Source organism: Tardiphaga sp. OK246 (assembly GCF_900188215.1).
GTDB lineage: Bacteria > Pseudomonadota > Alphaproteobacteria > Rhizobiales > Xanthobacteraceae > Tardiphaga > Tardiphaga robiniae.
In genome coordinates, this window is record NZ_FZOX01000003.1 from 219,830 (window position 1) to 245,702 (window position 25,873).

The following is a 25,873-nucleotide window of genomic DNA, read 5'->3' on the forward strand; positions in this document are numbered from 1 at the left end:
CTAACGCGGCGTTAACCCTACGGGCCGTAGGGTCGGTCGAAACTCGACCAGCATGACCGGCACGACACTGATGGCGTTCGCGCAAACAAAATCGATTCTTCCGTCTGCAGAAGAACGCCGTCGCTTTCAGCGGGTGAAAGTGCACCTGCTTGGCCGCTATATGCTGCCGGATCGCCGCGAATTTCCGTGCCAGGTCATCAATATGTCGCCCGGCGGCCTCGCGCTGCTCGGTCCCGGCATCGGCAATGTGGGCGACCGCGTCATCGCCTATCTCGACCATATCGGCCGCGTCGAAGGTAAAATCACCCGGATCATCGACAACGGGTTCGCCATGACCGTGGGTGCGACACCGCGCAAACGCGACAAGCTGGCAGCCCAGCTGACCTGGCTGGCCAACCGCGACATTCTCAATCTGCCGGAAGACCGCCGCCACGACCGTATCGTGCCGCGCAACCCGATGGTGCTCCTCACCCTCGAGGATGGCGTCCAGATGAACGGCCGCATTATCGACCTGTCGCTGTCCGGCGCCGCCATTGCAGCAGAGAAGCGCCCGCTGCTGAATTCGATTGTCATGCTCGGCCGAATCCAGTCCCGCGTGGTCCGCCATCTCGAAGAAGGCTTCGCGCTGGAGTTCTTCCACGAGCAGTTGGCAGAGACGCTCGAAGACAGCGTCAACGCCCGGTAAACGGCCGAACGCCCCCGATCCTCGTTTTTCAATGTCCTGAAGGCGCTATGCGCGTCAGCGGATACCGTTGCGCGTCATCTGCACGCGGTCGCGAGGGGTTAATTTCACGCCGCTTTGCGCACGCAAGTTCCTGAATTGCAGCATTCAAGCCATTAACGCGTAAAATTTGAATCAAATACAATTAGCTAAAATTTGAATCGCATTCGATTCAAGTATAGTTCGAATTCGCCGCGCCTTTTACTTGTAATCGCTTCAATTGTACTTGAGCGATTTAGCGGCGACGAAAATCCTTTGTGCGAAACATGGTCCCAACAAGAAAACGGGGGCCACAATGTTTGGTAACAAGGGGCGATACTTCGGACTGGCCGTTTTAGCAGTCCTTCTTGGAGTGACTTCGTCGGCACGTGCCGGCAACGAAAAACTCTACGCAAGCCTGGGCGACAGCACGCGCGCACCGATCGGCTGGGTCGAGTTCTGTTCAGATAATCCCGCGGACTGCCGCGGCGGTGCGACGCAAGCACGTGACATCGTCATCACGCAGACTGCGTGGAAGGATCTGGTGCGGGTCAATCGCTGGGTCAACGAGACCATCAAGCCAATGACCGACATGGATCATTGGGGCGTGATCGAAAAGTGGTCGCTGCCATCAGATGGTTACGGTGACTGCGAAGACTATGTGCTCCTTAAGCGCAAGATGCTGATCGAAGCAGGCTGGCCACGCGAGGCGCTGCTGATCACCGTGGTGCGTGACAAGAAGGGCGAAGGCCACGCCGTGCTCACGGTGAAGACGGACAAGGGCGAATACGTTCTGGACAACCAGAATGAGAACGTCCTCGCCTGGACCGAGACCGGCTACCGCTTCGTCAAACGCCAGTCACAGAGCGATCCGAATGTCTGGGTCTCGCTCGGCGACAACCGTCCTGCAGTGGCTACGGCCAGCGCGCGGGATCGCTAAACAACAACACGAATTGGAGACACGCGACCCGGTCACATCCCCACCCCTCCCCGTCCCAGACCGGATCGCGCGCGGCCAGCCTCCCCCAAGGCTGGCCGCAACTTTTTGGAGTGGTGCTCGCGCAGCTTCCGACAGGAAGCGGCCAAATGGGTGGGAACAGATGCAGGCTTAGCTGACGAAGTACAAAGCGCTGGGCTGATCTCAGACTGCCGTCTGAGAAACCCGAACCGACGAAGAAATCGCCGCGCTAGTCGCGGCGATTTGCGTCTCGGTCGATGGTGCCGTCGGGCCGATAGCCGAAGCGCACGAGTGCAATCGCCGTCAACCGCTTTCCGAACCGGCGCTCGAACTCACAGAACATCCAGACGAAAGCCATCACCAGCGCAAAGACGGTGGTGACGAACAGTAGCGTGAGACTGGCAATGTCGAGGGTCATGGTCATCGTTTCGATTTTGCAAAACGCGTACCAGACAATCTGACCAGCCATGATGTGGCTCCAGCACAGCTATGCTGGAGCCGACGAGGTAATCAGGTGGCGTCGCTCAAGGCCGATCAGTCACAAACCTCGACACGACGCACCCGATATCCAGCCGGTGTCCGTACGCGCTTACGCGTTATGTAACATCCGCCTTCGTCATCATAACCGCCATAAGCGTAGGGGTACCCACCGTAATACGCATAGGGGCCGTAGCCGTAGTAGCCGCCATAAAGGCCGGCGCCGGCGAGGCCAAATCCCAATCCTATTCCAGCACCGCGAAATCCACGGCCGAAGCCGCCGCCATGCCAGCCACCACCACCATGGAATCCGCCGCCGTGGAATCCGCCGCCACCATGCCCGCCGCCACCGCGCGCCGATGCGGCTGTCGGCGCGACCAGCGCGACTGCGGCAAGGGTCAACAGACCAAACACCAATTTGCGTAACATCAACTACACTCCGTCACGGGTCACTCAAAGCGCGCCCCTGTCAGATAGGTAGCTCTTTCGTTCGCGAACCGCCACGGTGCGACGATCAATAGCCGTCACTTGTTCGCGACTGTCGGTTACGGTGTGTTGCTGAAAGCCTGTCGCGCAACGTTGCGCTAGCACCCCTTGCAGATGCTCTTCACCTTGCGATCGACGGCACGATCCTGCGCATCGACCGCTGCATCGCCTGTCGCCGGCTTGCCATCCGGCGACGCCTGTCCGGTCCCGCTCGCGCCTGCCGTGATCCCGGTCGCGGCGCGTCCACCACTCGCATTCGCCGTGCCTGCACTATTGGTGCCCGCAGCGCCGCCCGTCGCGCCGCCACCTGCACTGCCGGATTGGGCGAACGCCGCGACTGACGACAACAGGACGGTAGCCGTTACAGCCGCGGTGAGTTTCGAGGAATGCGCCATTGGAAATCTCCTTTGGCGTTCAACGAGACCAGCGGAAACGGGTTCCGTTGCGGGAACGAATTTGGCGCCGGCGGCTTGAATCCCTGACATTGCCGAGGAGAAGCCTGCGTGTCCTGGGACAAGCCGTTTCGCGAACCGATCGAATTGCCCGACGGCAACACGCTGGTGTCGCTGCGCGACGCCGGCGCTTACATCACACAGCTGTCACCATCTGAACACGATGCAAAGGAGTGGCAGACCGCGATGCATTGCCTGATCGAGGCGGCCGACTACGGCGGCCCCATCAGTTTCGCGCGGCTCGGCGTTGCACAGGCACTGCATCGCCGTCAGGAGAAAGTATTCGACCCGACGCGCAAGCGATCGCGCTGGCGCGAGCCGGGCCTCAGTTAGCAGATGTCATGCGCAAGCTGATCGACTTCGACGACGAGACCCTCGACAAGCTCATCCAGCTTGGCCGCGACCGCATGGCGACGACGCAAGAACTCGCGGATGAAGCCTTCGCCGACCTCCTGAAGAAGCACGGCGTTCCGATCGATCTCAAGGATGCGCTCAGCAAGAGCGTGAAAGCCACCGGTCCGTCATCCGCATCAAGCCGCAACACTGCGATGCGCCCCGCCTCGTCACGTCCAGCAAGGAAGAAGGCCCATGCCAAACGATCCGCAAAAAGATCCATTTGAGGAAGGCGAGCGTGCCGCCAGCGAGGGCATTCCTGCCGAGGCCAATCCCTATCAGGACGGCACCGAGGAGCATTCGCTATGGAGCGCCGGCCACGAGCGCGTGGCCGGCGAAACAGAAGCCAATGAGTCCGAAGGAACGTGATCGCGCTGCGTGCGATCACAACGAGAGCCCTTTCGGTTCTGATAGAATCAGAACCGAGGCTCTGGCTTTTTGTTGAGACGCGTTTTCTTGATGCGAACCGGTACCCGCTTCGCTCGAGAACGCTCTAGCCGATCTTCTTGAGACCTTTCTGGAAGCGCGGGCCGTTGGCCGCGTAGAAGCGCGCCGCGCTGCCCATTGCCGTCACCTGCTCCGGCGACAGCGTGCGAATGACGCGCGCCGGCGATCCGATGATCAGCGAATTCTCCGGAAATTCCTTGCCCTCGGTGATCACCGAGCCGGCGCCCACGATGCTGTTCTTGCCAATCTTCGCGCCGTTCATCACGATCGAGCCCATGCCGATCAGCGCGCCATCCTCGATGGTGCAGCCGTGCAGGATGACGTTGTGGCCGACGGTGCAGTTCTTGCCGATCGTGAGGGGAAAGCCCTTGTCGGTATGGCACGTGCAGTTGTCCTGCACGTTGGAGCCTTCACCGATTTCGATCCACTCGTTGTCGCCGCGCAGCACCGCGCCGAACCAGACACTCGCCTGCTCCAGCAAACGAATCTTGCCGATCACATCGGCCGTGTCGGCGATAAAGTAATTTCCGCTAGCCGGAAGATCCGGTCCCTGCCCGTCGAGTTCGTAGATTGCCATGATTGAGTGGTCTCCCTTTGCGGGAGACACTGCCACGGATTCTTGTGCCTAGGCCAGTATGCCCAGCGCTTCCAGCGTCATCACGATGAAGGTGCCGGACATCAGGCTCCAGATGCCCGACAGCACTGTCGCGATCATCACGAACTGAACGCGATGCTGCTCGGCCGCGCCGTTGCGCAGGGTGTTGCGCATGATGATGAAGGGCGCCGTGAAGACCAACAGCGGCACAGCTGCGAAGGCTTCAGGGGACGGCCCCTGCTGCAGCAGGCTGAAGCTCGGGGGACGTTTGGCAAAGGCCTGATAGGCGCTTGCAATGGCGCCTGCGAGCGCGAAGCCAATGCATAGCTGGAAGAATGAATTCAACGCATCGGGGGACATCGAAGCTCTTTCACGGCACATACAAACACCGCCCTGCATCGCAAAACGCGAGGCTGCACGCCAGCATAACGTTAATAAAGGGTTAACGGCGCGATCGGGAACCGCGCGCGGTGCATGGCTCCCGGATACCGCCTGCGGCGAGGCGCGCGAGGCCGTTAACCATCGGCTGGCATATTCGCGGTTGATTCGCCCACCCGGTACACCGTCCCAGTTCCAATTTAGCGTGCGCATGTCTCTGCTGTTTCCGACCCATCCGACGACGCGGCCGCGGCGCCGCCACCGCCGCAACCACGTCGTACCGATGCTGATCGGTGCAGCGCTGGCAGCCCCCGCTATCGCAGTGGTGGCGTATCTGTTGTGGCCGACCTGGCAGAGCCAGAAGCCCGGCGATCCTGACCGCATTCCGGTGAGCGTGGGCGCCACACTGTTCAACGTCCCGACGCATGCGTTTCGCCGCAAGGTGCAGAAACATTCAGGGCCGCAGGAACGCGTCGATCTGAGCTATGTCTATCCCTCGCTCGAAGCGAGCAATCAGCCGAGGCATGTCAGCGTCGAGAATTTCGATGAGAACGCGCAGCCGATCGATCGCATCTTTGTCTCGATCTCTGCGCATCACGATGCCACCTCGCCCGACACGCGCTTGCGCACCATCTATCCGCGTTACATTGACCGCGCCGCGGGCAGCGAAGACGGCCTGACCGTCCAGCCATTCCGCGACAACTCGCCCTACAGCAATGAAGATCTGTATCTCGGCACGACGCCGGCGCTGGTGGCGCGCTGTACGCGCGACGGCGCCACGCCCGGTATGTGCATGAGCGAACGCCGCATCGGCGGCGCCGATCTCATTTTCCGCTTTCCCCGTAGCTGGCTCGCGCAATGGCGCGATGTCGGCAATGCGATGGATCGACTGACGATCCAGCTCAGCGGGCTGCGGTAAGACATGCGTCATCGCCCCCATTATTTGCGGCGCGGGGGCGCCGTCGTTGCTTGCATTCCCTACCCCCTGTGAGAGGGCGTGCGGAACGCCGGGTGCCCGTTGCACCCTTGGGCCTGATGCGAATGCGGTCTTCCGCAATTGAGAGTGCATCAGGACTTTCGGAGGCGTCAGGCAAGTGCCCGACGTTCCGCCTGCGGTGTTTTTTCGGTTGCTTGCACATCTGCCATGGCGAACGGTCCCATCACCAAAATTAATGTCCCAGGGCGGAGGGACAGGGTAGCCGCAAAGCACTTGGCCGAACGCGTTTCGATTTGGTCGTCCGTCACACTGTCCAGGGCGCTGTCCATCTCAAGGCCGGCCGTCTCCTTGCCAGTGGCAGTGCTGGCGCAGATCCGTCCTGCCCGAAGACAGACGTTCCCCATGAACCGCGTAACGCCGCATCTCCGGCGTCCACCGCATCCTGCCCCGCGAACGTGACGATCGCGATCGCCCCTCTCGATGGGGCAGGACGGAGGGGAATATAAACCTGATGGGGATGCTGTCAACGCTAGATAGGAAAAAATGTTTGGCACCTTTCCAGCCCCAAACTGTCATTCCGGGGCGGCTGCGCACCTTCGCGCAGGCGAACCCGGAATCCCGGCGTGCTTTGCGCAAAACATTCCGGGATTCCGGGTTCGCGCTCTGCCGGCTTCGCCGGCGACGCGCGCCCCGGAATGACGAGATCCGACCATCACTCCAGGTGGAGCTGCGCGGAGCTGACCTTCGCGCCGGCCATCGCCGCTACGGCACATCTTTGGCTGGCAGGACGGGCACGGGCAGCGGGGCGAATGTGATGGATTGGGAGTCGCCGCGCATGAAAGCGGGGTCCAGCAGGCCACCGCCGGACGGATCGCCGCCCGGTTCGCCGCTGGCGAACAGCGCACCGGGCGGCCCGCCAGGTGGCAGCTCGCCCTCGCCGGATCCGAATTGCGCGGCACGCCCGCCTTGCGGATGACCCGCGGCGATCTCAGTGCGTGCGCGCTCGGCCTTGCGCGCCAGCGCGGTGGAGTAAGGCCGCCGATAGGCCCGCGGCGCCCCGCTCGGCAGATTGTCATCGTCGAGGGCCTCGACCCACATGTGGATGGCACCGGGCTCGCCCTGGGCGATGTTGGGCTCGACGCTGCGCACCCACAACAACTGGAAGTTCGGCGGCAGCGGATCGTCCGCCGACCAGCCGAGCAGGCCCTGGGTGCGGAAGAACACCAGCACGTAAAACGCCGAAGTCACCGCCACCGCGCCGGCCTTCACCGGCCACGGCAGCCGCGTCCGCACCACCGCCAGCAACAGCAACAGGCCGAGTAGCACGTAGCCGAGCGACAGACCGATAATGCTGGTTTGCAGGCTCATCGCTTCATCCAGCCTTGCGCTCCCTGTACCGCTTGTTCAGCATCTGCACGAGCGATGTCTGGTCGTGATTGACCTCGGTAACGTTCCCGGTCTTGTCCATGATGAAGCGCACCGCGGTTGTCTCGGCGCCGCCATGATCGACATTGACGGTGTCGTAGTGCACCACCTGTACTTTCGGATTCAGTTTCTCGACCTTGACCGTCACTGGCACTGGCTGTCCGGTCAGCGCGGCGAAATGGTAGATGTTGACGATGTACTCGCCGGCCACGATGCCGCGCAGGCTAACGATCTCCTGGCGGATCGGCGACCGCACCTTCTGGCCGTTGACCATGATGAAATCGTTGAGCCCGCCGCGGTCATCGCGGTCGAGCACCATGAAGCCGGTCTCGCGCCGCCGGTACCATACAATGTTGCCGAGCGGATCCTGCACGAACATGTCGATGTCGTCCGGGTGTTTGTCGGGCCAGCTCACCGTGATCATGAATTCCAGCTTGGGATCGACCTTGCCTTCGTCGTCCTTCGTCTTGATCGCCAGCAGCGCGATGAAGAACAGGAAGGCGATCACCTGCAGCGCCTTGAACAGCATGACGCCGAGCGGATCGAACGGTGCTTCCTTGCCAGAGAATTCAAACTCGTCGATCACTTCGCGTGCTCCGCTTCACGTTCGAGCAGCGACACGGCGTGGACGTCGATGACGCCGACGGCAAAGGCGAACAGTTTGGCGGTTGCGTCCTCCAGCATGTAATACTGGATGCGGATCAGGATCGAACCGATCAGCCCCGCCAGCGTGGTATACATCGCCACCGCCATGCCCTCGCTCATCAGGTTCATGGAGGCCTTGATGGCGCCCTGATTGCCGGTGTCGAGGCCGGCGATCGGCGCCAGCATCATGATGAAGCCAACTATCGTGCCGATCAGGCCGAGTTTCATCAGCGTGTCCCCGGCAAAGCCGCCGAATCCGTTTGAGCCGCGCAAATTACCGGCGAGACGACGCAGCAGCAGCGTCTGGTCGAGCTGCCGACCGCTTTGCAGTGCGGACTTCACCGCGAGGTCGCGGATATGCGACGCCATCAGGCCTTTCGGTAACGCACCGACGCCGTCGATCGCGACACCGTCGCCGGCCACGACGATGCGTTGGCCGCCCTCCGCGAATAGCTCCGCTGCCCCCCGCGCCGCGTCGGCTTCGCGCGACACTGCGATCAGGCGCCACAGGCAATGCAGCGACGCACCGAAATAGAGCAGTACGATCACTGACGAGATATAGGTGCGATCGACGGCAAGCATCTGCCGCACCAGGCCATAGTGCCAGAGCAGAACCGCGGCGAACAGACAGAGCCCGGTAAAGATCAACCAGTGCAGCAGCGGCGCGCGATCTGCCGGATCGAGATGATGCCGGCTCACCACATGTCCCTCCTGCTGGTTGTTTCACCGATCACGATCGGCGATTGGCTTCAATCTGCCGCCTGTACGACTGAGCCTCCAAGGGCATCGCACCCGCGACATACCGGGCAAATTGCCCAAACGATGCAGAACCGCTTGCCAGACCACGGCGCGTGCCGCTTTAATATCAATGTCTCACCGCGGGGAATGCGATCATGCGCCTGCTGATACATCTCGTTCTTCGTCTCGTCGCCGTGGTGCTGCTCTGTCTGGCCTGTACGATCGGATGGATTCTGGTCGATGCGCACCGCACCATCGAGGCCGACACCGCCGCCTCCGCCGACCGCGTCGCGACAACCCTGCAGAACCTGTACTGGCGCGAATTGCTGTGGCGCGACGGCACTTACCGCGATGCACTGCTGCCGCTGCCGGACTGGAAATCCATTGCGACCATGAAGGTGATCGCGCCAGGCGTGTGCATTGACTTCCGGCTTGGCAGCGCGCCGCCCTTCGACCTGTGCAGCCAGACCGAAGACATCGGCAGCCCGGCGCCATCATGGTTCGTCAGTCTCTACGGCGCGCTGTTCGGGCCACATGCCACGGAGACGCGGCCGCTGACCGTGCGGCAGCGCGATGCCGGCACCGTGCAAGCCCGTGTCGAACCTGTCGCCGCCGTGCGTCAGGCATGGCGGCAGGTGACCGTGATGGTCAGCATTGCCGCGGCGATGGCGCTGGGCATCAGTCTGCTCGCGATCCTCCTGATCGGCCATGCGCTGATGCCGGCCCGGAGCATCGTACGCGGCCTGCGCCGCCTCGAACATGGTGACCACCGCCATCGCCTGCCCGCTTTCGGCGCCACCGAATTCAGCCATATCGCCCGCGCCGTCAACGATCTCGCCGGCCGTCTCGCGGCCACCACTGCCGAACGCGTCGCGCTGACCAAGCGACTGTTTCAGGTACAGGAAGAAGAACGCCGCGCACTGGCGCGCGATCTGCACGACGAGTTCGGCCAGTGCCTCACCGCCACCGCGGCGCTCGCCGCAGCCATCGAGACCGGCGCCACGCCGTCCCGTCCCGATCTGGCCGACGATGCCCGCGCCGTCGCCCGCATCACCGGCCAGATGATGACGACGCTGCGCAGCGCCCTGGCGCGGCTGCGCTCGCAGGATCTCGAGGAACTGGGATTGCAGGCCAGCCTTGTGCAACTGGTGGCGCAGTGGAATGCCAGCACGACGCGGCGCGCGGTGTTTCATCTCGACGTAACCGGCGATCTCACTGCCGTCCCCGCAGAAGCCGCCGTCAACATCTACCGCATCGCGCAGGAGTGCCTCACCAACGCCGCACGTCACGGCCGGCCGCAGCACGTTCATCTCCGCGTCAGCCATGGGGAAGAGGTCTGCGACGCCGTCGCCCTCAGCGTCGAGGATGACGGCGGCGGCGACGCCACGAAGGCTCACACCACCTCCGGCCACGGCATTCTCGGCATCCGCGAACGCATCGCAGCGCTTGGCGGCAGCCTGTCGATCGCCCCCGCGGCACGCGGTATCCGCGTGGCCGCGGTGATTCCGCTGCTGCCACGACAAGCGGCGGCATGACCGCCGTCAGCATCCTGCTGGTCGACGACCATCCGGTGGTGCGCGAAGGCTATCGCCGGCTACTGGAGCGGCAGGCCGGTTTTCGCGTCAGCGCCGAGGCCGAGGATGCCGCTGCGGCCTATCGTGCCTATCAGGCAGAGCGCCCGGACGTGGTGGTCATGGATCTGTCGTTGCCCGGCCCCGGCGGGCTGGAAGCGATCCGGCATATCCGGCAATGGGATCGCACCGCGCGCCTGTTGGTGTTCACCATGCATGCGAGCGCCGCGTTCGCGCTGAAAGCGTTCGAGGCTGGCGCCTGCGGCTACATCACAAAGAGCAGCGCGCCGCACGAACTGGTGCGCGCCATCGCCACCGTCGCCCGCGGCGGACGCGCATTGAGCGAAGACATCGCGCGCGAAATCGCCAGCGAGCGGCTCGGCAACGAACGGTCGCTGGTGGAAGATCTCGGGCCGCGCGAAACGGAAATCCTGCGGCTGGTGGCGTCAGGCTGGACCACGGAGCAGATCGCGACGTCGCTCAATCTGAGCACCAAGACCGTGCAGAATTATCACTACCAGATCAAATCGAAGATCGGCGCGCGCACCGACGCGCACCTGGTCTGGCTTGCCACCGCCGCCGGCCTAGTCGCGCCGGACAACGCGGCCTAGCGTGTGGTGCACAAAGCGCGACGACCCACGCAGCGCTTGCGCTGATCTCGCCGCCGCCAAGCGGGGCAAGGTGCCTGCTCAGCCGTTATCGACGAGGTCTTCTTCCAGGATCGCCATCTGGAACTGGAACGAGCGATCATCGTCTTCGTCATCGACGAACAGCACGCCGATGAATTCTTCGCCGATATAGACTTCGGCGGAGTCGTCCTTCTTCGGGCGCGGCACCACGCGGAGCTTCTGGTTGCCGAACACGCGCTTGAGATAGGCGTCGAGCTTTCTGACTTCCTGAACGTCCACAGGTGTCTCCAATGCAGTTGATGTCTGTTGAGCTGATGGAGAGAAGCTTTAATGCGAGATGACGGCCACGGCTAGGCCGTTTCTCGAAAAATCACGCCATCCCACAAGTGAACGAAAACGCGTGCAATATCAGCGCTTGCAAATCGCAAGCCCAGAAGTCTCAGCCCCTGAAAATCAGAGCCCGATCGCGTTCAGCATCTGGTTCATGGTGCGCGACGGCTCCGAACAGCCGGCTTCGCCGACGATCTTCGCCGGCACGCCGGCCACGGTGACGTTGTGCGGCACTGGCTTGACGACAACCGAGCCCGCGGCAATCCGCGCGCAATGGCCGACCTCGATATTGCCGAGAATCTTGGCGCCGGCGCCGATCAGCACGCCGTGGCGAATCTTCGGATGGCGGTCCTCGTTTTCCTTGCCGGTGCCGCCGAGCGTCACGCCGTGCAGGATCGACACGTCGTCTTCGATCACAGCGGTCTCGCCAACGACAAAGCCGGTCGCGTGATCGAGAAAGATTCCGCGGCCGATCTTGGCGGCAGGATTGATGTCGGTCTGGAAAGCGGCCGACGAGCGGCTCTGCAGATACCACGCAAAGTCCTTGCGGCCCTTTTTGTGGAGCCAATGCGCAAGACGATGCGCCTGGATGGCATGAAAGCCCTTGAAGTATAGCAGCGGATCGATGAAGCGCGTGGTGGCAGGATCGCGGTCGAACACGGCGACGAGGTCGGCGCGGAACGCATTGCCAAGATCTGGCTCGTCGCGCAGCGCTTCGTCGAAGGTCTGGCGGATCAGGTCGCCGGACAGCGCTGCGTGATCGAGACGTTCGGCAACGCGGTGCACCACCGAATCTTCCAGACGGTTGTGATGCAGCACGGTCGAATAAATGAAGGATGCGAGTTCAGGCTCGCGATGGACGATGTCTTCCGCCTCGGAACGGATGCGATCCCAGATCGGATCCAGCGTTGCGAGTTTTGAATTCTGCGGATTGATGCTCTGCACGGCCATGGCGGACTCGCAATTTCCTGAATAGTGCATCGGTTATAGCACAAGACGCGTCGCTGTCGTGACACGGCTCCTGCCATCGTGAACGGTGGCTTACCCGGCAATCCTCCGCTAACACATTGAAAGCGCAGACATTCCCGGGACGACCCCACCCCGCCCACAAACCGGGCGTGCATCAGAAGTGGGCGCTCGTGTGATCAAAACAAGGTGCGCCCCTCGCCAATTGTCATCACGGGCGGCGGGACAGGAAATCCAGCACGCCTTCCTTGTAAACGCGATCGCCGACCGCCCGCATATGATCGCGGTTCGGGATATCCAGCACTTCTGAGCCGGCGATGACCTTCTGCAACTCCTGCGCGGAGCCGCTGATCTCGTCCGTCGTTCCAACCGCGATCAGCAGCGGCACCTTGATGGCGGCGGCTTCCTCATTCGTCATCAGCCGGCGCGAGCCGCGCAGACAGGCTGCGAGCGCGCGGCGATCAGAGCGGGTCTGATCGGCGAAAGCGCGGAAGGTGCGGCCGACGGGATCGGTGACGTCATCGAGCGAATCCGCCTCGAGCGCGAGGGCGACGTTCTCGCCGGGACCACCACCCTTGATGAGGCCGATGCCCAGCCCGCCGAAGATCGCGCTGCGGATCAATTCGGGATGGCTATAGGCGATATAGGCAGTGATGCGCGCGCCCATCGAATAACCCATCATGTCGGTGCGCACGATACCAAGATGCGCGAGCAGCGCGCGCACGTCGGCGGCCATCGCACCGATGCTGTATTGTTCGGAATCGTAGAGCTTGCTGGAATCGCCATGGCCGCGATTGTCGAGCGCGATGACGCGGCGATTGTGCTTCTTCAATTCCGACACCCAGGTCGGGTAGACCCAGTTGACGTTCTTGCTCGATGCAAAGCCATGCACGAGAACGATCGGATCGCCCTCGCCTTCATCGAGATAAGCAATTTCGACAGCGCCGTTGTGAAAGCTCGGCATCCAGAATTCCGTTACGATTGAGAGATGGGGTGATTGAGAGAATGAATGGTGATGGGAAGCGCGCAGTTTACCCGTGGACGAGCACCGGCGCCAGTGAGTGAGCCGGCGCTGGATGGCGGAGAGCCATGTCCCTGAGTAATGCGTCCTTGCGTGAGATCTCCTGCAGCAGAGCATCCTGTCGGACCGTCAGATCACGCTGCGCGCGCTTCGCCTTGGAGCGCTGCAGCCACGACCAGGTGATGCGCTCGGTGGTTGCCTTGATCGACACAACAAATCCAAGCAGCGCGAACAATGCCCAGAACACCCACATCGAAAGATTGAACGCGCCAGCCGCCAGCAGCAGCGCGCCGCGGCCGAACATCTTCATGATCGCGCGGGTCTGGCCGCCCTTGGCCGTGGCCAGACGCGCCGCGCGCGTGACATCTTTCGGGCTCTGGGCGATACGCAGCGTATCGAGCGCGCCCCGCGTGCCGGCCTTCTCGCCGACACGGCCGACATCTCCGGCGAGACGCACGATGCCGCCGGCCTTCTCGGTGCGGAACGCCGCCTTCACCGCAGTGATGGTCTGGCCCGGGCGCAGCAGCGAGGCATCGGCCACGGCAGCGCGCAGCATTGGCCCATCCACCACGCCGCGCGCCGAGCGCGCCGCCCAGGTGGTGAGTCCCTCGCCGATCCGCCCGACCTTACGCGCATCCTTCACCAGCGTGAGGCCGGCACGCACGGGAGCCACACCGCCAACGCTGACATAGGTCGCGGCGGTAACAGCGAGGCCTGCGGCAGCAAGGCCGAGAATAAGGTGATCGGTGTCCTCACCCATCGCCATGTGCTTGCCCTCGCGCACCACGTCGCGAATATCGCCGAACACAAAGAGATCGCCGGCAACGGTACCCGACAGGCTGCCGACATCGTCGGCAGTGCCGGTGACAAAGCCAGTCGCAAAGCGGCTGGCGAAATGGGAGGCGGAATTCTCGTCCGCAACCGCATCCGTCACACGCTTGGAAAGATCGTCCGGCAGTTGAACATTTCTGGCAGCCGCAACGTCGGCAAAACTCTTGGCGAGGTCCGCATCCCTGGCCGCGAGCGCGTCTTCGATATTGCGGGCGAGCACCGCGGGATCATTCCGCAATGCAGAGCTGAGTTGCGCATCGGCCAGAGCGACGGGGTCGTCCTGCGCGGCGAGCACGGCACCGGCGTCGCGCGCATGCGGCAGCAACAGCAGGCCGGCGGTCGCGCAGACCGCTACCCCCGTCAAAGCTGTGTCGAGCCGGAACCACATGGCGGGAAACCCTATCCTTGCACCTCTTTAGAAATGGTGCGTCACACCGTGGACACAACTGCCCCGACGAAAGAAGGGCTATTCGGAGACACCCGAATTGTGTCGAATTTGTACGAATGAATGACCCCTGCGCGGTCTAGGAATCATGGTTCCGGACCAGTATGGTGCGACGCACTGAATGGCGCGCCGGTTCATACGCCCGCGGCTGTTGCGAGCAAAGGTAGAGAAGATGTCCGACCACGTGGTTCCGCACTTTCACAATGACGCCGGCGTTCCGATCATCGAGATCGGCTCGCAGGAATTCATGTGCGTGGGTGCAAATCCGCCGTTCGATCATCCGCATGTCTTCCTCGACCTCGGCAACGACAACGAGATCATCTGCCCGTATTGCTCGACCCTGTATCGCTTTGCCGCCGATCTCGGCGCCGGCCAGTCACGTCCGCCGGAATGCGTGGTGAAAGACAAGGTTGCCTGATTTCCGGCCGTGACGGCGCGGCGCACCATCGTCATCGCTGGTGCGGGCATCGGCGGACTTACGGCCGCACTCGCGCTGGCCGCCCGGGGTTTTCGCGTCCTCATCTGTGAGAAGACCGGACGGCTTGAAGAAGCCGGCGCCGGGCTGCAGCTCTCGCCCAATGCGACCCGCATACTAATCGGCCTTGGCCTGCAACCACGCCTTGCGCCCCATGTCACGACGCCGGCCAGTGTGAGCATCATGACCGCGCGCAGCGGCGGCGAAGTGATCCGCCTGCCACTCGGCAGCGCCCGCGATGACGCACCCTACTGGCTAGTGCATCGCGCCGATCTGCAATCGGCATTGCTCGGCGCGGTCATCGCGCATCCCGACATTGAACTGCGCCTCAGTTGTCCCGTGGACAACCTCCGCGCCACGCCCGCCGGTATCATCGTCAACGGCGAGTCGGTGCTGGCCTTGATCGGCGCCGATGGCGCGTGGTCTTTCGTGCGACGGCAACTGTTTCCCGAAACGCAGCCGCACTTCTCCGGTCTCATCGCCTGGCGTGGGACGCTGGAAACGAGCCGGCTGAAAAGCGACCTGGTCCCCCATGGCGTCCAGCTCTGGATGGGGCCGAAAGGCCATCTCGTTGTCTATCCGGTGTCATCGGGCGAGCGGATCAACATGGTCGCCATCATGCCCGGCGCCGCGATGCAGCTGGGCAGCAGCGACATCGGCGACGCCAGCGAGATCCGCCAACATTTTGCAGCGTCGCGCTGGCCCGCCAATGCACGCGCCATGATCGAGAGCGTCGATAACTGGCGGCGCTGGCCGCTGTTCACGATGCCGGACGGCGGCATGTGGCACGAGGGATCCGTGGCGCTGCTCGGCGATGCCGCCCATGCGATGCTGCCTTTCGCCGCGCAAGGCGCGGGCATGGCCATCGAGGATGCGGCGGTGCTGGCGGAGTGCCTTGCCGCCGCTGGCCACGATGCCGCAGCGATCGCGCCCGCATTGGCGCGCTACGCCGCGCTACGCCAGCTACGCGTCGGCCTGATACAGCGCACCGCCCGGCAATCCGGCCAGATTTATCATCTGCGTGGCCCCATGGCGCTGGCGCGCGACCTCGCCATGCGCGCGCTCGGTGCAGAGCGTCTACAGGCGCGGCAGGATTGGATCTATGACTGGAAACTCTGATCCTGACAGGCTCAGGAGCGGGCGCCAGCGCGCTTGCGCGGCGTAATGGGTTCTGACGCTGCCGGCGCTTTCGGCGGACTGGCCACACACTTGCTCTTCTGCCAGTTCTCTTCCGCCAGCTTGGCCTGCGCCCGCGTGGAGATGTAATCGTTGCGATAAGCGAGTTCGCTGACCACCGCTCCACCCGTGCCGGTCTGCGCCTTGTCGATCAGCCCCTGCAATTCGGCCGTCCGCGTCGCAAGCGTCTTGCGCTCGGTCTCAAGCTGCGGGCAATCATAAAGGTCATATTTCGCAGGATCGACGAAAGCGCCCGACACCATGCCATCGCCCATGCTGGCGCAGCCGCCGAGATAGCCGGCCAGAACGAGCAATGACGCCATCGCAGCAGCGCGCATCGGCAGGCGGGAACGGGAAGGACAAACGATCATCGGGACTTTCTAGCCGGGCAGGATTGACGTTGCGTAAAGCAGCCGCCGGTGGCCGGATTGAGGCTGAAGTTCCCCTGAAGGCTGGTGCGGACGGCGGGAATCGAACCCGCACGACGTTGCCATCGAGGGATTTTAAGTCCCTTGCGTCTACCAGTTCCGCCACGTCCGCGCTGGCACCTACTTAGCCGGTTTTCGCCGCAAGTCGATCCCATATCCGCCTGGCGCCAGAACACGCATAAAGCCCCGCTACGCCCCCGCCACGACGATATGCGCCCCTGCATGCTCCATCAGCTTGCGCTGCTCCGCCGAGGCGCCAGCGCCCGTCACCAGCGTCCAGCGCGGCGGGAACGGCGCCCAGGCGTCCTGTTCGGCGCGGCCGAGCTTGCCGGCGTCGGCGAGCACGATGACCTCCTTGGCCTGCTGCATCATCAGGGACTTCAAGGCGACCTGATCGAGGTCGGCCTCGCACAACCCGCGGCCGCTCACGACACCGTCGGCGCTCATGATGGCGCGGTCGGCCGTGAGCCGGCGCAGTCCCTCGCTGGCCAGAGGTCCCATGGTGCTCATGCTGGTTGAGCGCAGCGCGCCGCCGAGCACCACGAGTTCGATGCTTGGTGCCTTGGCGAGAAACGGCAGCAGCGCGATATTGTTGGTGATGATGCGCAGGCGGCGCTGCAACAGCAGCTTGCCGAATGCCGCGACCGTCGAGCCGGCATCGAGGATCAGCGTGTCGCCGTCCTCGATCAGGTCGATCGCGGCCCGCGCGATGGCCTGCTTCTCCTTGCCCTGGACCGCGAAACGCTGGTCGAGCGTGGTCTCTGCGACATGGCCGGTGAGAATCGCGCCGCCGTAAGTACGGCGCACCGCGTTGTTCTTCGAGAGATGCTGCAGGTCGCGCCGCACGGTGGACCCGGACACACCGAAGCGCCGCGCGAGATCGTCGACATCGATCTCGCCGGCATTCAGCGCGTCCAGCAGGCGTGAGCGACGTTCCTTGTTGCGCATCGACATCGAACCTCAGCCAATCAAGCTGGTATTTACCAGCGTTTCGTCATGGCCGGGCAGCGCGAAGCGAGCTTCGCTTGACGTCCCGGCCGTCCACGTCTTCGAAGTAACAAGACGTGGATGCCCGGCACAAGGCCGGGCATGACGGAGATTGTCAGGCCGCCTTGGATCCCGGTGCGAGATCCACCGCCTGCCGCAAGGCCTCGAGAAGGCTGCGCTCATCGGCAATGCCCTTGCCGGCGATGTCGAAGGCGGTGCCGTGATCGACCGAGGTGCGGATGACGGGAAGTCCGACCGTGATGTTCACGCCGGATTCCAGACCCAGCACCTTGATCGGGCCATGGCCCTGATCGTGATACATCGCCACCACCATGTCGTAGTCGCCGCGCCCTGCGAGGAAGAACAGCGTATCGGCCGGCAGAGGGCCGCGCACGTCCCAGCCCTTCTTCTGACAGGCTTCGACCGCGGGCGTGATCTTCTCGGCCTCCTCGCCATAGCCGAACAGGCCGTTCTCGCCGGCATGCGGATTGATGGCGCAAACGCCGATCTTCGGATTCTTGATGCCGGCCTTCACCAGCACCTCATGGCCGCGCGTGATGACGCGTTCGACCAGGCCCGGCTCGATCTTCTTGATGGCATCGATCAGGCCGATATGCGTCGTCACGTGAATCACGCGCAGCTTCGGCGACACCAGCATCATCGACACTTCAGGCGTGCCGGTCAGATGCGCGAGCAGTTCGGTATGCCCGGGATATTTGTGACCGGCTGCATGCAGCGCTTCCTTGGAGAGCGGTGCGGTGCAGATACCCTGGGCGATGCCGGCCTGAACGATCTCGACGGCCTTCTCGATGAAGCGGTAAGCCGCCTCGCCTGCGATCGGGGAGTTCTGCCCGAACGGCAAATCGTCGGGAACGATCTTCAAGTCAACGCATTGGACGTTCTTCGACGCAAAATTCGCAGCCTTTGCATCGCTGAGCGAGTCAACGCCGATCCTGGCGCCGACGATCTCGCCGGCCTTGCGCAGGCGATTGGCATCGCCAATCACCAGCGGATTGCACATCGCGAGCATTTCCGGATGCGCGAAGGCCTTCATAATCACTTCGGGCCCGATGCCTGCGGGATCGCCCATGGTGATCGCAATGGTCGGACGGGTCATGTGAAGCTTCCTTGAGTTCGGACGATGTGAAGACGTTCGCGAATTTTGATCAGGCTGTTCTCGTCGCCGAAGGCGCCGGCCTTGGTGGCGATCGGCACGGACAATGCGCCGAGCGTAAGCCCGAGCGAAACGCCGGGCTCGATCTCGTCCGCCAGACGGATTCCGTTGACACCGAAGCGCGACAAGAGTGCTGCGGCAGTCTCGCCGCCAGTTGCTGCAAAGGCGCCGATGCTGGACGCCACCGGCACGAGCGCATCGGCAAGATTCTGCGCGAGCTGCGGGCCGAGCGACATTTTCGGATTGTCATCCATCACGATCTCGACCAGGACATCGCCGCCTGCGATCAAGCCTTCGGTCACGCGCGCGGCCAACGCCGCCTGCCCTGCCTTGTCGCCAAGCAGGACTTCAGGTGTGACAGGCAGATGAGTGACGGTGCCACTCGCGACAAGCTTGCGCGCTGCGGAGCGCGACGCGCCGGCGAGCGAGCCGACCACGATCAGCGTGCCGTAGATGCTGGGCGGAATTTCCAGCTTCTCGGCGGCACTGGTGTCATCGAGCGCCGCCAGCGCATGTGCAAGGCCGGCGCTACCGATGAACACTGTCGCCGGCGAAATCTTCAGGCTGGCTTCGGCGATCAGATGCAGGTCGTGCTCGGTCTCCGCATCGCAGATCGCAACGACGCTGTCCTCGGACGCGATACGCGCAAGGTGAGTCTCGAGATGCTCGCCGCGGATAGTCGCAAGCAGGACCTTCTCGCTGCGAACACCTGCAGATGCGAGCACGTCGGCGATATCGGCATTGTCATAGGTGTGATCGCGCTTCCACACTTCGGCTTCTTCCAGCGGACGGCCGCCGACCATCACGCGGCCATCGATGGTGGTGCGGTTGGTCGCCGGAAAGGCCGGCGCGAAGATGCCGAAGGCCGAACCGGACTGCGCCTTGAGATGCGCGAGCGCAGCCGCCGTCTCGGAAGCTGGCTGACCGCGCAGCGTGGAGTCGATCTTCTTGAACAGGAGCCGGTCCGGCTCCATCAACTGTTTCAGCACGTCAACATGACGGCTCGCAGCGGCCTCGGCCGTGAGGCCGCGGCTCGCTGCATCATAGGAGATAACCGGATGCTGGCGATCCCCGGCACTTGCCCCGGCGCCTGCGATCTCGCCCCAGGTCACGGCAGCCGCAAGGCCCCGACGACCGAAGGCGATGGCGCAGTCCGCTGCACCGGTAAGATCGTCAGCGAGGATCAGCCAGCGACCCGTCATCTTAGCGCCCAGCCACTGGTGCGGGTGATGCGACGCTTGGCGCAGCAGGCGTCGTCGCCTCCGCTTCCGGCTCGACATCACGGCCGACGATGCCGGCAACCCACGAGGTCAGGATCGGCGTCAGGATCGCCGTCACGACCACGCAGGCCGCGATGAGGATGGTCGCCGGGCCGGCAGCAGCCGCATAGGCCGGATTGGCCGCAGCGACGATTGCAGGCACAGCCGCCGCATTGCCGGCGGTCGACGCCGCAGCAACACCCGCAACGCCGTTGCCGCCGGTGAGACGGTCAACGAAGAACAGCGGGATGCCGGTCACGATCACGACGGCCACGCCCATGCCGACGCCGAGCAGACCCGCCTGCCAGACCTGCGTCAGGTTCAGGCCGGTGCCGAGCGCGAAGGCGAAGAACGGGATCATCACAGGCACGGCCTTGCTGAGGAAGTCGCGCAGTTCGCGGTCGAGATTACCAAGGATCATGCCGGCCACCAGCGGGAGGATTGCGCCGACGAGCGCGGGCCACTGGAACGACGACAGACCGGCAACGCCGAGCGTAACCATGGTGAGGAACGGACCGCTTTCCAGCGTCATGATGCTATAGGCACCCACGTCGCGCGGACGGCCATACTGGCCCATCAGCGCCATGTAGAGACCGCCATTGGTGTCGTTCATGGCGGCGACGATCGCCAGCGTCGACACGCCTGCGAAAATGCCGGCGGTGACCGGCGCTTCACCGAGGAAGCGGCCGAAGATCAGGCCGAGGATGATGGCGGTACCGACCTTCACGATCATCAGGGCGCCGCCCTTCTTCACGATGTAAGGCGTCGCCTTGAAGTCGATGCTCGCACCCATGCACACATAGAACACGGCGAGAATGCTGAGAGCGCCGCCGGAGAACAGCGCGCCGGTGAACGAGCCGAAGAATTTCGGGGTGTTGGGGGCAAAGGTCGCGAACAGCGCGCCGATCAGCAGCGGCACCGTCATCATGCCGCCCGGCACCTTCTCAATCGCCCGCTTAATTGGAATCTGCATGGTTGTTTCCTTCCCGCGCCGTGCGCATCACTGATTATTCTGCGCAATTTCCCTCAGGAGCCCCTGCGCACACCGCCCGATATGCGCAAATTACGCAGACATCAAACACTTTTTGCGCAATTTGCGCAATTTCTAAAAATTAGTTAAGCGGTCAAGGTATGCTTGTAAGCCATTCAAAGCGGGCGTTTCGCTGACCGGAACGTCGCGCGTTCCGATGCGCTGCATGAAACGCAAACAGGCGGCAACGGATGAACCGTTGTCGCCTGTTTGGCCGTCAGATCGGATGTCAGAGATCGAGAACCAGACGATCCCCAGCGGAACCTGCCACGCAGACCAGGAGGCTGCGTTCGCGCTCCGCCGGCGACAGCACGCGGTCGCGATGCACCGGCTGTCCTTCGAGCCAGTCCACCTTGCAGGAGCCGCAGATGCCGCCGCAGCAGGATGCCGGCACGTCGATGCCGATATCTGTCAGCGCTGACAGCATGGTCTGCCCCGCGGCCACGGTGATTTCCCGCTTCGACTTCGCCAGCGCGAGCACATAGGGCTTCGCGTCGGGGTCGACCGGCAGCGGCGGTGGCACGAAGCGCTCGATATGAACGCGATCGGCGGGCCAGTCGCGTGACGCCTGTTCGAAGTCGTCGATCATGCCGTCGGGACCGCAGCAGGCGAGAGCGACGTCCGACAACGGCCGGCCGACCAGTGCCGCGATATCCGGGCGTTGCCCGCTCGACGTGTCGTGAATCACCACATGACCGGACTTGCGCAGCGCCGCGAGGAGATCGGCGAGTGGCGGCTCACCGCGCGCAATCATGTGCAGCGTGAATTTCGAACGGCCCATACGTTTGAGGAAGGCCGCCGCTGACAGGAACGGCGTCACACCGATGCCACCGCCAATGAAGGTGAAGCGCGTCACATCCGCGGACAGATCGAGCCCGCCGCGGGGCAGCGTCACGCCGATGGTGTCGCCGACCTTGACCTCGTCATGCAGCACAATCGAACCGCCCCGCCCTTCGGCCTCGCGTTTCACCGCAACGACATAGCGCTTGTCATCGGCGGGGTCGTTGCAGAGCGAGTAAGTCCGCACCAATCCACCGGGCAGATGCAGATCGATATGCGCACCCGGCCGGAACGGCGGCAGCTCCCAGTGATCGGGATCGACCAGCGAGAACAGCTTGATGCCCCGGCCGCCGTCCTCGACCGTGTCGACGATGGTCCTGACTTTAGTAATCGGCACCGCGCTCATTGCATGTTCCGCACGGCATCGCCGACGCGCACGGTACCACCCTGCAGGATCCTGCAGTTAAGGCCCGAGCGATTGATCAGCGGATCGAAGATCGCCTTGCCGGTGATCTCCTCGATGTGTCGGCATGGGATCGAGAGCCGTGTTGATTCCAGCAGCGTCTCGCCGAGCCAGAACTGGCGACCGACCAGATGCGTTAGCGGTACGCCGGATACGGTGACATTGCGGCGATGCTCCTCGGGACCGAGATCGATATTGTGATCGCGCTTCAGGGCTACCAGCGTCTCGTATTCGAACAACGTGACCTGACGCCCCTCTTCGGGCTTGTGCGAATAGAACCCCTCCTCGCGGCCGATCATGTAGCGATCGCCCTCGATGCCCTTGCCGGCAATCAAAGTGAGTTCTGGCATTTCACGCATCGGCAGGAACGCGCGCGGCGTGATGTGGAGATAGCGCACCACGCCGGTCCATGACGGGACCAGAGCAATGGATGCGGAAGTAATGGTATCGAGCATTGCTTTCGTCCTTGTAGAGGCTTGGGCGACACATCACTCCGTCATGGCCGGGCAAAGCGCGAAGCGCGGCTTCGCTGGATGTCCCGGCCATCCACGTCTTCATGCGGTCAAAGACGTGGATGCCCGGCATGCGCCGGGCATGACGAAGACTGCGTTCAGGTCAGTTCCTTGTTCGCCATTTCCGGCGCAAAGGATGTCGCGATCGCGGTGATGCAGGCGCAGAAGATCAGGAACACGGAGACCGGCCAGGTCGCACCGGCCCAGGTCATCAGCGAGGCCGCGATCAGCGGGCTGAGACCGCCCGAGATGGCCGCACCGACCTGGAAGCCGAGCGACGCACCGCTATAGCGCAGCTTCGCGGTGAACAGCTCCGAGTACCAGGGCGCGCCGATGCCGAACATCACCATCTGGCCGAACGAGATCGCGACAACGATGGTGAGGATCACGATGGTCGGATCGCGCGTATCCAGCAGCCAGAACATCGGGAATGCGAAAGCCGCGCAAAAGAGGCAGCTCGCATAGAACATCGCCTTGCGCCCGACCTTGTCCGACAGCCAGCCGAAGAACGGGATCGAGAACAGTGCAACGAAGGATGCGATGAAGGCGCCGTTCAGCACCAGCCCGCGCGACAGGCCGAGCTTCGACGTCGCATAGGACATGATGAACACGCCGGCGATCGAGGCATAAGCGATCTCCGAGATCTTCAGACCGACGGCCGTGAAGAACGGACGGCGGTGATACTTGAAGATTTCAACGATCGGCATCTTGGCGACTTCATTCTTCGCCTTGAGCGCGCGGAAGGCCGGAGTCTCTTCCATGCTCATGCGGATCCAGAGGCCGACGCCGACCAGCAGGATCGAGATCAGGAACGGAATACGCCAGCCATAGCTCATGAAGTCTTCTTCAGGCAGTTGCGACACCAGCGCGAACATGCCGATGGCTGCGAGATTGCCGACGGGATTGCCGACCTGCACCATGCTTCCGAGGAAGCCGCGTTTATGTGTCGGACAGTTCTCGACCACCATCAGCACCGCACCGCCCCACTCGCCGCCAAGGCCGATGCCCTGCAGGAAGCGCAGTGCGATGAGCAGGATCGGCGCTGCGATGCCGATCTGTGCATAGGTCGGCAGCAGGCCGATGGTGAATGTGCCGAGACCCATCACCATGATCGTAATAGCGAGCATCGCCTTGCGGCCGACACGGTCGCCATAGTGACCGAAGATCGCCGCGCCGAGCGGACGCGCGAGGAAGCCGACAGCATAGGTGCCAAAGGCTGCGATAGTTGCGAGTGCCGGATCGCCGGCGGCGAAGAACACCTTGTTGAACACCAGCGCGGTTGCCGCGCCATAGATCAGGAAGTCGTACCACTCGACGGCGGTGCCGATCACGCTCGACCAGACGATCTTGCGCATGGCCGCATCGTCGGGATTCTCCGCCGTGGCGGTGACTGTATTGAATTCTTCTGCGACGGTCATGTTCACTCCTTCAAAAGACATGTTCAGTTTCAGGCGCGTGGGCTCGTTCCGTGCCGCGACATCTCGCGGCGCAGTCCGGGTCTTCTCGTGAACTTTCGCTGTTGCTTCAGTCGCCTCAGCGCAGGCGGTGGTGATGCCTAAGGAATGGCAGCGATTCCCTAGAGAATCGCAGCGATGGCTGCGATCTCGACTCTGATCGAGGGATTGGCGAGCCGCGCTTCGACACAGGCGCGTGCAGGCGATGCGCCTGCCGGCACCCACTCATCCCAGACCGTATTGAAAGCCGCGAAATCCGCGATGTTTGGCAACCACACCGTGGCGCTCAGGATCGATGACTTGTCGGTGCCGGCTTCGCTGAGCAGTGCATCGATCTTGGCGAGCACTTCGGCGGCCTGCGCTTCGACACCGACAGACAGATCGTCCGGCGCTTGCCCTGCGAGATAAACGAGACCACCATGCACCGTGGCCATGCTGAGCCGCTTACCGGGCTTCAAACGCTTGATCATATATCTGCCTTCGTGTCGTTTTCTGAGGACATATTCCCGTCATCAAAATCCAACAGGTTTACTGACAGAAATCAACGTCACGAAAATCGGCATCTGACGCCTAAATCGGCAAAAGGCAGCCGATGCACATAACGCAGGCTAAAAATCGGCGTTCTCCGGCACTTTTGCCTAAATTATCCTTGCCCGTGCTGGAAATATCTGCAGCAATGTTTTCCTGTAGAAACACTCCGGCATCGTTCTGGAGCTCTTTCAAAGACATCAGCGAGACGGCCCTTCCACCATCGCCGCGCGCCCTCTAAAAGAACAAGCACCTCATCAGGAGATCGACGTTGCTCGACGTCAGCAAGAATGCGGTTGGCTTCAACCTGCGCCAGCTACGCACCACCAAGGGACTGACGCTGGATCAGCTCGCCGCCCAGAGCGAACTGACACGCGGCTACATTTCCCTCGTCGAGCGCGGCCTGAAAACGCCGTCGGTCAATGCGCTGCTGCGCCTCGCCGCCGCGCTCGATGTCAACGTCACCTATCTGTTCGACCCCAACCCAACGCCGGCCCCGCGCTACACGCTGTTCCGGCAGGACGAACAGCAAACGCCCATGCAGGACGACGGCGTCGATCTGCTGGCGCTGGCTGCGGGACGCACACGCAAGATGATGGAGCCGTTCCTGATCCGGCCGCCGCTGAAATTCGCGCCGCGCGCATCGCATGCGGGCGAGGAATTCCTGTTCGTCATATCAGGCAAGATGGCGATCAAGATCGAGGACGAAGAGATCGTCCTGAAGAAAGGCGACTGCCTGTACTTTTCCGGAGAGACCCCGCACTGGGTGCGCAGCATCGGCAAGCCCAAGGCCGACGTGCTGCTGGTCGTGTCCGCCGCCTCGCCCGAGCGCTGAGTTTCCTAGACGCGTTCAATTCTTCCGCTGAAAAGCGCGCGCGGCGCGACCTTCTTGCGCAAGGCCTGTGCCTGCATTTTGCAGACGCACATCGGCTCGCCCCTGCGCGTGGTGCATTTGCAGGGATAACCATAAGCAAATTCAATCAACGCATCGACGTCATGGGCCATGATCGCCTGCTCAACGCGCTCGTCATACGTCATGTGGCCATCTCTTCTTGCTAGCGGCTGCTGGCTGGGCTTTGCGCTTCGTTCCCATAGGCATGTCGAACAGATCGGGCGTGGGCGAGAGCAACTTTAAATCTGTTTATACCAACACCGCAGGACGGGCAAAGCCTGCCTCAAAACA

The 25,873-nt window shown here is 62.9% G+C and carries 33 protein-coding genes and 1 tRNA gene; 11 read left to right on the top strand and 23 right to left on the bottom strand.

Annotated elements, in window-relative coordinates:
- Nucleotides 1-70: 70 nt before the first annotated feature.
- Together CHC01_RS14010 and CHC01_RS14015 are read left to right on the top strand one after the other, a co-directional pair.
- A complete protein-coding gene (locus CHC01_RS14010) occupies nucleotides 71-685 on the top strand; it encodes a PilZ domain-containing protein (protein ID WP_089264909.1) in 615 nt (204 codons plus the stop codon).
- 331 nt (nucleotides 686-1,016) lie between these two features.
- Complete coding sequence (locus CHC01_RS14015) at nucleotides 1,017-1,640, top strand: transglutaminase-like cysteine peptidase (protein ID WP_089264910.1); 624 nt, start codon at nucleotides 1,017-1,019, stop codon at nucleotides 1,638-1,640.
- A gap of 247 nt (nucleotides 1,641-1,887) precedes the next feature.
- On the opposite strand, the gene CHC01_RS14020 is transcribed toward CHC01_RS14015, so the two are convergent.
- From CHC01_RS14020 to CHC01_RS14030, 3 genes are all read right to left on the bottom strand, one after another.
- Complete coding sequence (locus tag CHC01_RS14020; RefSeq protein ID WP_089264911.1) at nucleotides 1,888-2,127, bottom strand: hypothetical protein; 240 nt, start codon at nucleotides 2,125-2,127, stop codon at nucleotides 1,888-1,890.
- Between the two features lie 65 nt (nucleotides 2,128-2,192).
- A complete protein-coding gene (locus CHC01_RS14025) occupies nucleotides 2,193-2,564 on the bottom strand; it encodes a hypothetical protein (RefSeq protein WP_089264912.1) in 372 nt (123 codons plus the stop codon).
- 155 nt (nucleotides 2,565-2,719) lie between these two features.
- On the bottom strand, nucleotides 2,720-3,016 hold the full coding sequence (locus CHC01_RS14030; protein WP_089264913.1) for a hypothetical protein: 297 nt from the start codon (nucleotides 3,014-3,016) through the stop codon (nucleotides 2,720-2,722).
- 108 nt (nucleotides 3,017-3,124) lie between these two features.
- Here CHC01_RS14030 and CHC01_RS14035 point away from each other — a divergent pair, with 108 nt between their 5' ends.
- The 3 genes from CHC01_RS14035 to CHC01_RS32570 are packed head-to-tail and all read left to right on the top strand — an operon-like array spanning nucleotide 3,125 to nucleotide 3,835.
- A complete protein-coding gene (locus CHC01_RS14035) occupies nucleotides 3,125-3,406 on the top strand; it encodes a hypothetical protein (RefSeq protein ID WP_089264914.1) in 282 nt (93 codons plus the stop codon).
- Nucleotides 3,407-3,414: 8 nt separating this feature from the next.
- Nucleotides 3,415-3,693, top strand: a complete 279-nt coding sequence (locus CHC01_RS14040) for a hypothetical protein (RefSeq protein WP_089264915.1) — start codon at nucleotides 3,415-3,417, stop codon at nucleotides 3,691-3,693.
- Complete coding sequence (locus CHC01_RS32570; RefSeq protein ID WP_170849843.1) at nucleotides 3,662-3,835, top strand: hypothetical protein; 174 nt, start codon at nucleotides 3,662-3,664, stop codon at nucleotides 3,833-3,835. The genes CHC01_RS14040 and CHC01_RS32570 overlap by 32 nt, the downstream gene beginning before the upstream one ends.
- Before the next feature lie 124 nt (nucleotides 3,836-3,959).
- Here CHC01_RS32570 and CHC01_RS14045 read toward each other — a convergent pair whose 3' ends face one another.
- Nucleotides 3,960-4,490 (bottom strand): gamma carbonic anhydrase family protein, encoded by a 531-nt coding sequence (locus CHC01_RS14045; protein WP_089264916.1) that lies wholly within the window; start codon nucleotides 4,488-4,490, stop codon nucleotides 3,960-3,962.
- 48 nt (nucleotides 4,491-4,538) lie between these two features.
- Nucleotides 4,539-4,868, bottom strand: coding sequence for a DUF6949 family protein (locus CHC01_RS14050; protein WP_089264917.1), 330 nt, complete (start codon nucleotides 4,866-4,868; stop codon nucleotides 4,539-4,541).
- Between the two features lie 229 nt (nucleotides 4,869-5,097).
- On the opposite strand from CHC01_RS14050, the gene CHC01_RS14055 reads away from it, so the two are divergent.
- Complete coding sequence (locus CHC01_RS14055) at nucleotides 5,098-5,805, top strand: hypothetical protein (RefSeq protein ID WP_089264918.1); 708 nt, start codon at nucleotides 5,098-5,100, stop codon at nucleotides 5,803-5,805.
- A 780-nt stretch (nucleotides 5,806-6,585) separates the two neighbouring features.
- Here CHC01_RS14055 and CHC01_RS14065 read toward each other — a convergent pair.
- From CHC01_RS14065 to CHC01_RS14075, 3 genes are read right to left on the bottom strand one after another with little or no spacing between them, the layout of a single operon-like run.
- The gene (locus CHC01_RS14065; RefSeq protein ID WP_089264920.1) at nucleotides 6,586-7,191 is read right to left on the bottom strand and encodes a hypothetical protein; all 606 of its coding nucleotides are present in this window, start codon (nucleotides 7,189-7,191) and stop codon (nucleotides 6,586-6,588) included.
- Nucleotides 7,192-7,195: 4 nt separating this feature from the next.
- Nucleotides 7,196-7,834 (bottom strand): hypothetical protein, encoded by a 639-nt coding sequence (locus tag CHC01_RS14070; protein ID WP_089264921.1) that lies wholly within the window; start codon nucleotides 7,832-7,834, stop codon nucleotides 7,196-7,198.
- The gene (locus CHC01_RS14075; protein ID WP_231080120.1) at nucleotides 7,831-8,592 is read right to left on the bottom strand and encodes a MotA/TolQ/ExbB proton channel family protein; all 762 of its coding nucleotides are present in this window, start codon (nucleotides 8,590-8,592) and stop codon (nucleotides 7,831-7,833) included. The genes CHC01_RS14070 and CHC01_RS14075 overlap by 4 nt, the downstream gene beginning before the upstream one ends.
- Before the next feature lie 194 nt (nucleotides 8,593-8,786).
- Between CHC01_RS14075 and CHC01_RS14080 the strand changes: the two genes are divergently transcribed.
- Together CHC01_RS14080 and CHC01_RS14085 are read left to right on the top strand one after the other, a co-directional pair.
- Nucleotides 8,787-10,166 (top strand): sensor histidine kinase, encoded by a 1,380-nt coding sequence (locus CHC01_RS14080; protein WP_089264923.1) that lies wholly within the window; start codon nucleotides 8,787-8,789, stop codon nucleotides 10,164-10,166.
- Nucleotides 10,163-10,813 carry a response regulator gene (locus tag CHC01_RS14085; RefSeq protein WP_089264924.1) on the top strand — a complete coding sequence of 217 codons (651 nt, stop codon included), beginning with the start codon at nucleotides 10,163-10,165 and terminating at the stop codon, nucleotides 10,811-10,813. Before CHC01_RS14080 ends, CHC01_RS14085 begins: the two co-directional genes overlap by 4 nt.
- A 78-nt stretch (nucleotides 10,814-10,891) precedes the next feature.
- On the opposite strand, the gene CHC01_RS14090 is transcribed toward CHC01_RS14085, so the two are convergent.
- From CHC01_RS14090 to CHC01_RS14105, 4 genes are all read right to left on the bottom strand, one after another.
- Nucleotides 10,892-11,110, bottom strand: a complete 219-nt coding sequence (locus CHC01_RS14090; RefSeq protein WP_068736180.1) for a DUF3126 family protein — start codon at nucleotides 11,108-11,110, stop codon at nucleotides 10,892-10,894.
- Between the two features lie 174 nt (nucleotides 11,111-11,284).
- Nucleotides 11,285-12,112 (bottom strand): serine O-acetyltransferase, encoded by an 828-nt coding sequence (gene cysE / locus CHC01_RS14095; RefSeq protein ID WP_068736178.1) that lies wholly within the window; start codon nucleotides 12,110-12,112, stop codon nucleotides 11,285-11,287.
- 226 nt (nucleotides 12,113-12,338) lie between these two features.
- The gene (locus CHC01_RS14100) at nucleotides 12,339-13,091 is read right to left on the bottom strand and encodes an alpha/beta fold hydrolase (RefSeq protein WP_089264925.1); all 753 of its coding nucleotides are present in this window, start codon (nucleotides 13,089-13,091) and stop codon (nucleotides 12,339-12,341) included.
- A gap of 67 nt (nucleotides 13,092-13,158) precedes the next feature.
- Nucleotides 13,159-14,367, bottom strand: coding sequence for a hypothetical protein (locus CHC01_RS14105; RefSeq protein ID WP_244558361.1), 1,209 nt, complete (start codon nucleotides 14,365-14,367; stop codon nucleotides 13,159-13,161).
- Nucleotides 14,368-14,596: 229 nt separating this feature from the next.
- Here CHC01_RS14105 and CHC01_RS14110 point away from each other — a divergent pair, with 229 nt between their 5' ends.
- On the top strand, nucleotides 14,597-14,842 hold the full coding sequence (locus tag CHC01_RS14110) for a zinc-finger domain-containing protein (RefSeq protein ID WP_089265655.1): 246 nt from the start codon (nucleotides 14,597-14,599) through the stop codon (nucleotides 14,840-14,842).
- A 9-nt stretch (nucleotides 14,843-14,851) separates the two neighbouring features.
- Entirely contained in the window at nucleotides 14,852-16,018 is a 1,167-nt protein-coding gene (locus CHC01_RS14115; RefSeq protein ID WP_089264926.1) for an FAD-dependent monooxygenase, read from the top strand.
- Between the two features lie 11 nt (nucleotides 16,019-16,029).
- Here the strand turns inward: CHC01_RS14115 and CHC01_RS14120 are convergent, their stop codons facing one another.
- From CHC01_RS14120 to CHC01_RS14165, 10 genes are all read right to left on the bottom strand, one after another.
- Nucleotides 16,030-16,446 carry a twin-arginine translocation pathway signal gene (locus CHC01_RS14120; RefSeq protein ID WP_244558362.1) on the bottom strand — a complete coding sequence of 139 codons (417 nt, stop codon included), beginning with the start codon at nucleotides 16,444-16,446 and terminating at the stop codon, nucleotides 16,030-16,032.
- 82 nt (nucleotides 16,447-16,528) lie between these two features.
- Nucleotides 16,529-16,615 (bottom strand) — tRNA-Leu (locus CHC01_RS14125).
- Between the two features lie 77 nt (nucleotides 16,616-16,692).
- On the bottom strand, nucleotides 16,693-17,457 hold the full coding sequence (locus CHC01_RS14130; protein WP_089264928.1) for a DeoR/GlpR family DNA-binding transcription regulator: 765 nt from the start codon (nucleotides 17,455-17,457) through the stop codon (nucleotides 16,693-16,695).
- 148 nt (nucleotides 17,458-17,605) lie between these two features.
- On the bottom strand, nucleotides 17,606-18,607 hold the full coding sequence (gene pdxA, locus CHC01_RS14135; protein WP_089264929.1) for a 4-hydroxythreonine-4-phosphate dehydrogenase PdxA: 1,002 nt from the start codon (nucleotides 18,605-18,607) through the stop codon (nucleotides 17,606-17,608).
- Nucleotides 18,604-19,866, bottom strand: a complete 1,263-nt coding sequence (locus CHC01_RS14140; protein WP_089264930.1) for a four-carbon acid sugar kinase family protein — start codon at nucleotides 19,864-19,866, stop codon at nucleotides 18,604-18,606. The genes pdxA and CHC01_RS14140 overlap by 4 nt, the downstream gene beginning before the upstream one ends.
- 1 nt (nucleotide 19,867) lies before the next feature.
- Nucleotides 19,868-20,896 (bottom strand): 2-keto-3-deoxygluconate permease, encoded by a 1,029-nt coding sequence (locus tag CHC01_RS14145; protein ID WP_089264931.1) that lies wholly within the window; start codon nucleotides 20,894-20,896, stop codon nucleotides 19,868-19,870.
- Between the two features lie 286 nt (nucleotides 20,897-21,182).
- Nucleotides 21,183-22,139, bottom strand: a complete 957-nt coding sequence (locus CHC01_RS14150; protein ID WP_089264932.1) for a PDR/VanB family oxidoreductase — start codon at nucleotides 22,137-22,139, stop codon at nucleotides 21,183-21,185.
- A complete protein-coding gene (locus CHC01_RS14155; RefSeq protein WP_089264933.1) occupies nucleotides 22,136-22,651 on the bottom strand; it encodes an MOSC domain-containing protein in 516 nt (171 codons plus the stop codon). The genes CHC01_RS14150 and CHC01_RS14155 overlap by 4 nt, the downstream gene beginning before the upstream one ends.
- Nucleotides 22,652-22,806: 155 nt before the next feature.
- Complete coding sequence (locus CHC01_RS14160) at nucleotides 22,807-24,063, bottom strand: MFS transporter (RefSeq protein ID WP_502695666.1); 1,257 nt, start codon at nucleotides 24,061-24,063, stop codon at nucleotides 22,807-22,809.
- A gap of 221 nt (nucleotides 24,064-24,284) precedes the next feature.
- Complete coding sequence (locus tag CHC01_RS14165) at nucleotides 24,285-24,632, bottom strand: RidA family protein (RefSeq protein ID WP_089264935.1); 348 nt, start codon at nucleotides 24,630-24,632, stop codon at nucleotides 24,285-24,287.
- A gap of 329 nt (nucleotides 24,633-24,961) precedes the next feature.
- On the opposite strand from CHC01_RS14165, the gene CHC01_RS14170 reads away from it, so the two are divergent.
- Nucleotides 24,962-25,525 carry a helix-turn-helix domain-containing protein gene (locus tag CHC01_RS14170; RefSeq protein WP_089264936.1) on the top strand — a complete coding sequence of 188 codons (564 nt, stop codon included), beginning with the start codon at nucleotides 24,962-24,964 and terminating at the stop codon, nucleotides 25,523-25,525.
- A gap of 5 nt (nucleotides 25,526-25,530) precedes the next feature.
- Here CHC01_RS14170 and CHC01_RS14175 read toward each other — a convergent pair whose 3' ends face one another.
- Complete coding sequence (locus CHC01_RS14175; RefSeq protein WP_089264937.1) at nucleotides 25,531-25,728, bottom strand: hypothetical protein; 198 nt, start codon at nucleotides 25,726-25,728, stop codon at nucleotides 25,531-25,533.
- Nucleotides 25,729-25,873: the final 145 nt, after the last annotated feature.

Bases quoted from the DNA above. Each gene is read 5' to 3' on its own strand.
- CHC01_RS14010 (WP_089264909.1), top strand. From the start codon at position 71: ATGGCGTTCGCGCAAACAAAATCGATTCTTCCGTCTGCAGAAGAACGC.
- CHC01_RS14015 (WP_089264910.1), top strand. From the start codon at position 1,017: ATGTTTGGTAACAAGGGGCGATACTTCGGACTGGCCGTTTTAGCAGTC.
- CHC01_RS14020 (WP_089264911.1), bottom strand. From the start codon at position 2,127: ATGGCTGGTCAGATTGTCTGGTACGCGTTTTGCAAAATCGAAACGATG.
- CHC01_RS14025 (WP_089264912.1), bottom strand. From the start codon at position 2,564: ATGTTACGCAAATTGGTGTTTGGTCTGTTGACCCTTGCCGCAGTCGCG.
- CHC01_RS14030 (WP_089264913.1), bottom strand. From the start codon at position 3,016: ATGGCGCATTCCTCGAAACTCACCGCGGCTGTAACGGCTACCGTCCTG.
- CHC01_RS14040 (WP_089264915.1), top strand. From the start codon at position 3,415: ATGCGCAAGCTGATCGACTTCGACGACGAGACCCTCGACAAGCTCATC.
- CHC01_RS32570 (WP_170849843.1), top strand. From the start codon at position 3,662: ATGCCAAACGATCCGCAAAAAGATCCATTTGAGGAAGGCGAGCGTGCC.
- CHC01_RS14045 (WP_089264916.1), bottom strand. From the start codon at position 4,490: ATGGCAATCTACGAACTCGACGGGCAGGGACCGGATCTTCCGGCTAGC.
- CHC01_RS14050 (WP_089264917.1), bottom strand. From the start codon at position 4,868: ATGTCCCCCGATGCGTTGAATTCATTCTTCCAGCTATGCATTGGCTTC.
- CHC01_RS14055 (WP_089264918.1), top strand. From the start codon at position 5,098: ATGTCTCTGCTGTTTCCGACCCATCCGACGACGCGGCCGCGGCGCCGC.
- CHC01_RS14065 (WP_089264920.1), bottom strand. From the start codon at position 7,191: ATGAGCCTGCAAACCAGCATTATCGGTCTGTCGCTCGGCTACGTGCTA.
- CHC01_RS14080 (WP_089264923.1), top strand. From the start codon at position 8,787: ATGCGCCTGCTGATACATCTCGTTCTTCGTCTCGTCGCCGTGGTGCTG.
- CHC01_RS14085 (WP_089264924.1), top strand. From the start codon at position 10,163: ATGACCGCCGTCAGCATCCTGCTGGTCGACGACCATCCGGTGGTGCGC.
- cysE (WP_068736178.1), bottom strand. From the start codon at position 12,112: ATGGCCGTGCAGAGCATCAATCCGCAGAATTCAAAACTCGCAACGCTG.
- CHC01_RS14100 (WP_089264925.1), bottom strand. From the start codon at position 13,091: ATGCCGAGCTTTCACAACGGCGCTGTCGAAATTGCTTATCTCGATGAA.
- CHC01_RS14105 (WP_244558361.1), bottom strand. From the start codon at position 14,367: ATGTGGTTCCGGCTCGACACAGCTTTGACGGGGGTAGCGGTCTGCGCG.
- CHC01_RS14110 (WP_089265655.1), top strand. From the start codon at position 14,597: ATGTCCGACCACGTGGTTCCGCACTTTCACAATGACGCCGGCGTTCCG.
- CHC01_RS14120 (WP_244558362.1), bottom strand. From the start codon at position 16,446: ATGATCGTTTGTCCTTCCCGTTCCCGCCTGCCGATGCGCGCTGCTGCG.
- CHC01_RS14130 (WP_089264928.1), bottom strand. From the start codon at position 17,457: ATGTCGATGCGCAACAAGGAACGTCGCTCACGCCTGCTGGACGCGCTG.
- pdxA (WP_089264929.1), bottom strand. From the start codon at position 18,607: ATGACCCGTCCGACCATTGCGATCACCATGGGCGATCCCGCAGGCATC.
- CHC01_RS14140 (WP_089264930.1), bottom strand. From the start codon at position 19,866: ATGACGGGTCGCTGGCTGATCCTCGCTGACGATCTTACCGGTGCAGCG.
- CHC01_RS14145 (WP_089264931.1), bottom strand. From the start codon at position 20,896: ATGCAGATTCCAATTAAGCGGGCGATTGAGAAGGTGCCGGGCGGCATG.
- CHC01_RS14150 (WP_089264932.1), bottom strand. From the start codon at position 22,139: ATGAGCGCGGTGCCGATTACTAAAGTCAGGACCATCGTCGACACGGTC.
- CHC01_RS14155 (WP_089264933.1), bottom strand. From the start codon at position 22,651: ATGCTCGATACCATTACTTCCGCATCCATTGCTCTGGTCCCGTCATGG.
- CHC01_RS14160 (WP_502695666.1), bottom strand. From the start codon at position 24,063: ATGCGCAAGATCGTCTGGTCGAGCGTGATCGGCACCGCCGTCGAGTGG.
- CHC01_RS14165 (WP_089264935.1), bottom strand. From the start codon at position 24,632: ATGATCAAGCGTTTGAAGCCCGGTAAGCGGCTCAGCATGGCCACGGTG.
- CHC01_RS14175 (WP_089264937.1), bottom strand. From the start codon at position 25,728: ATGACGTATGACGAGCGCGTTGAGCAGGCGATCATGGCCCATGACGTC.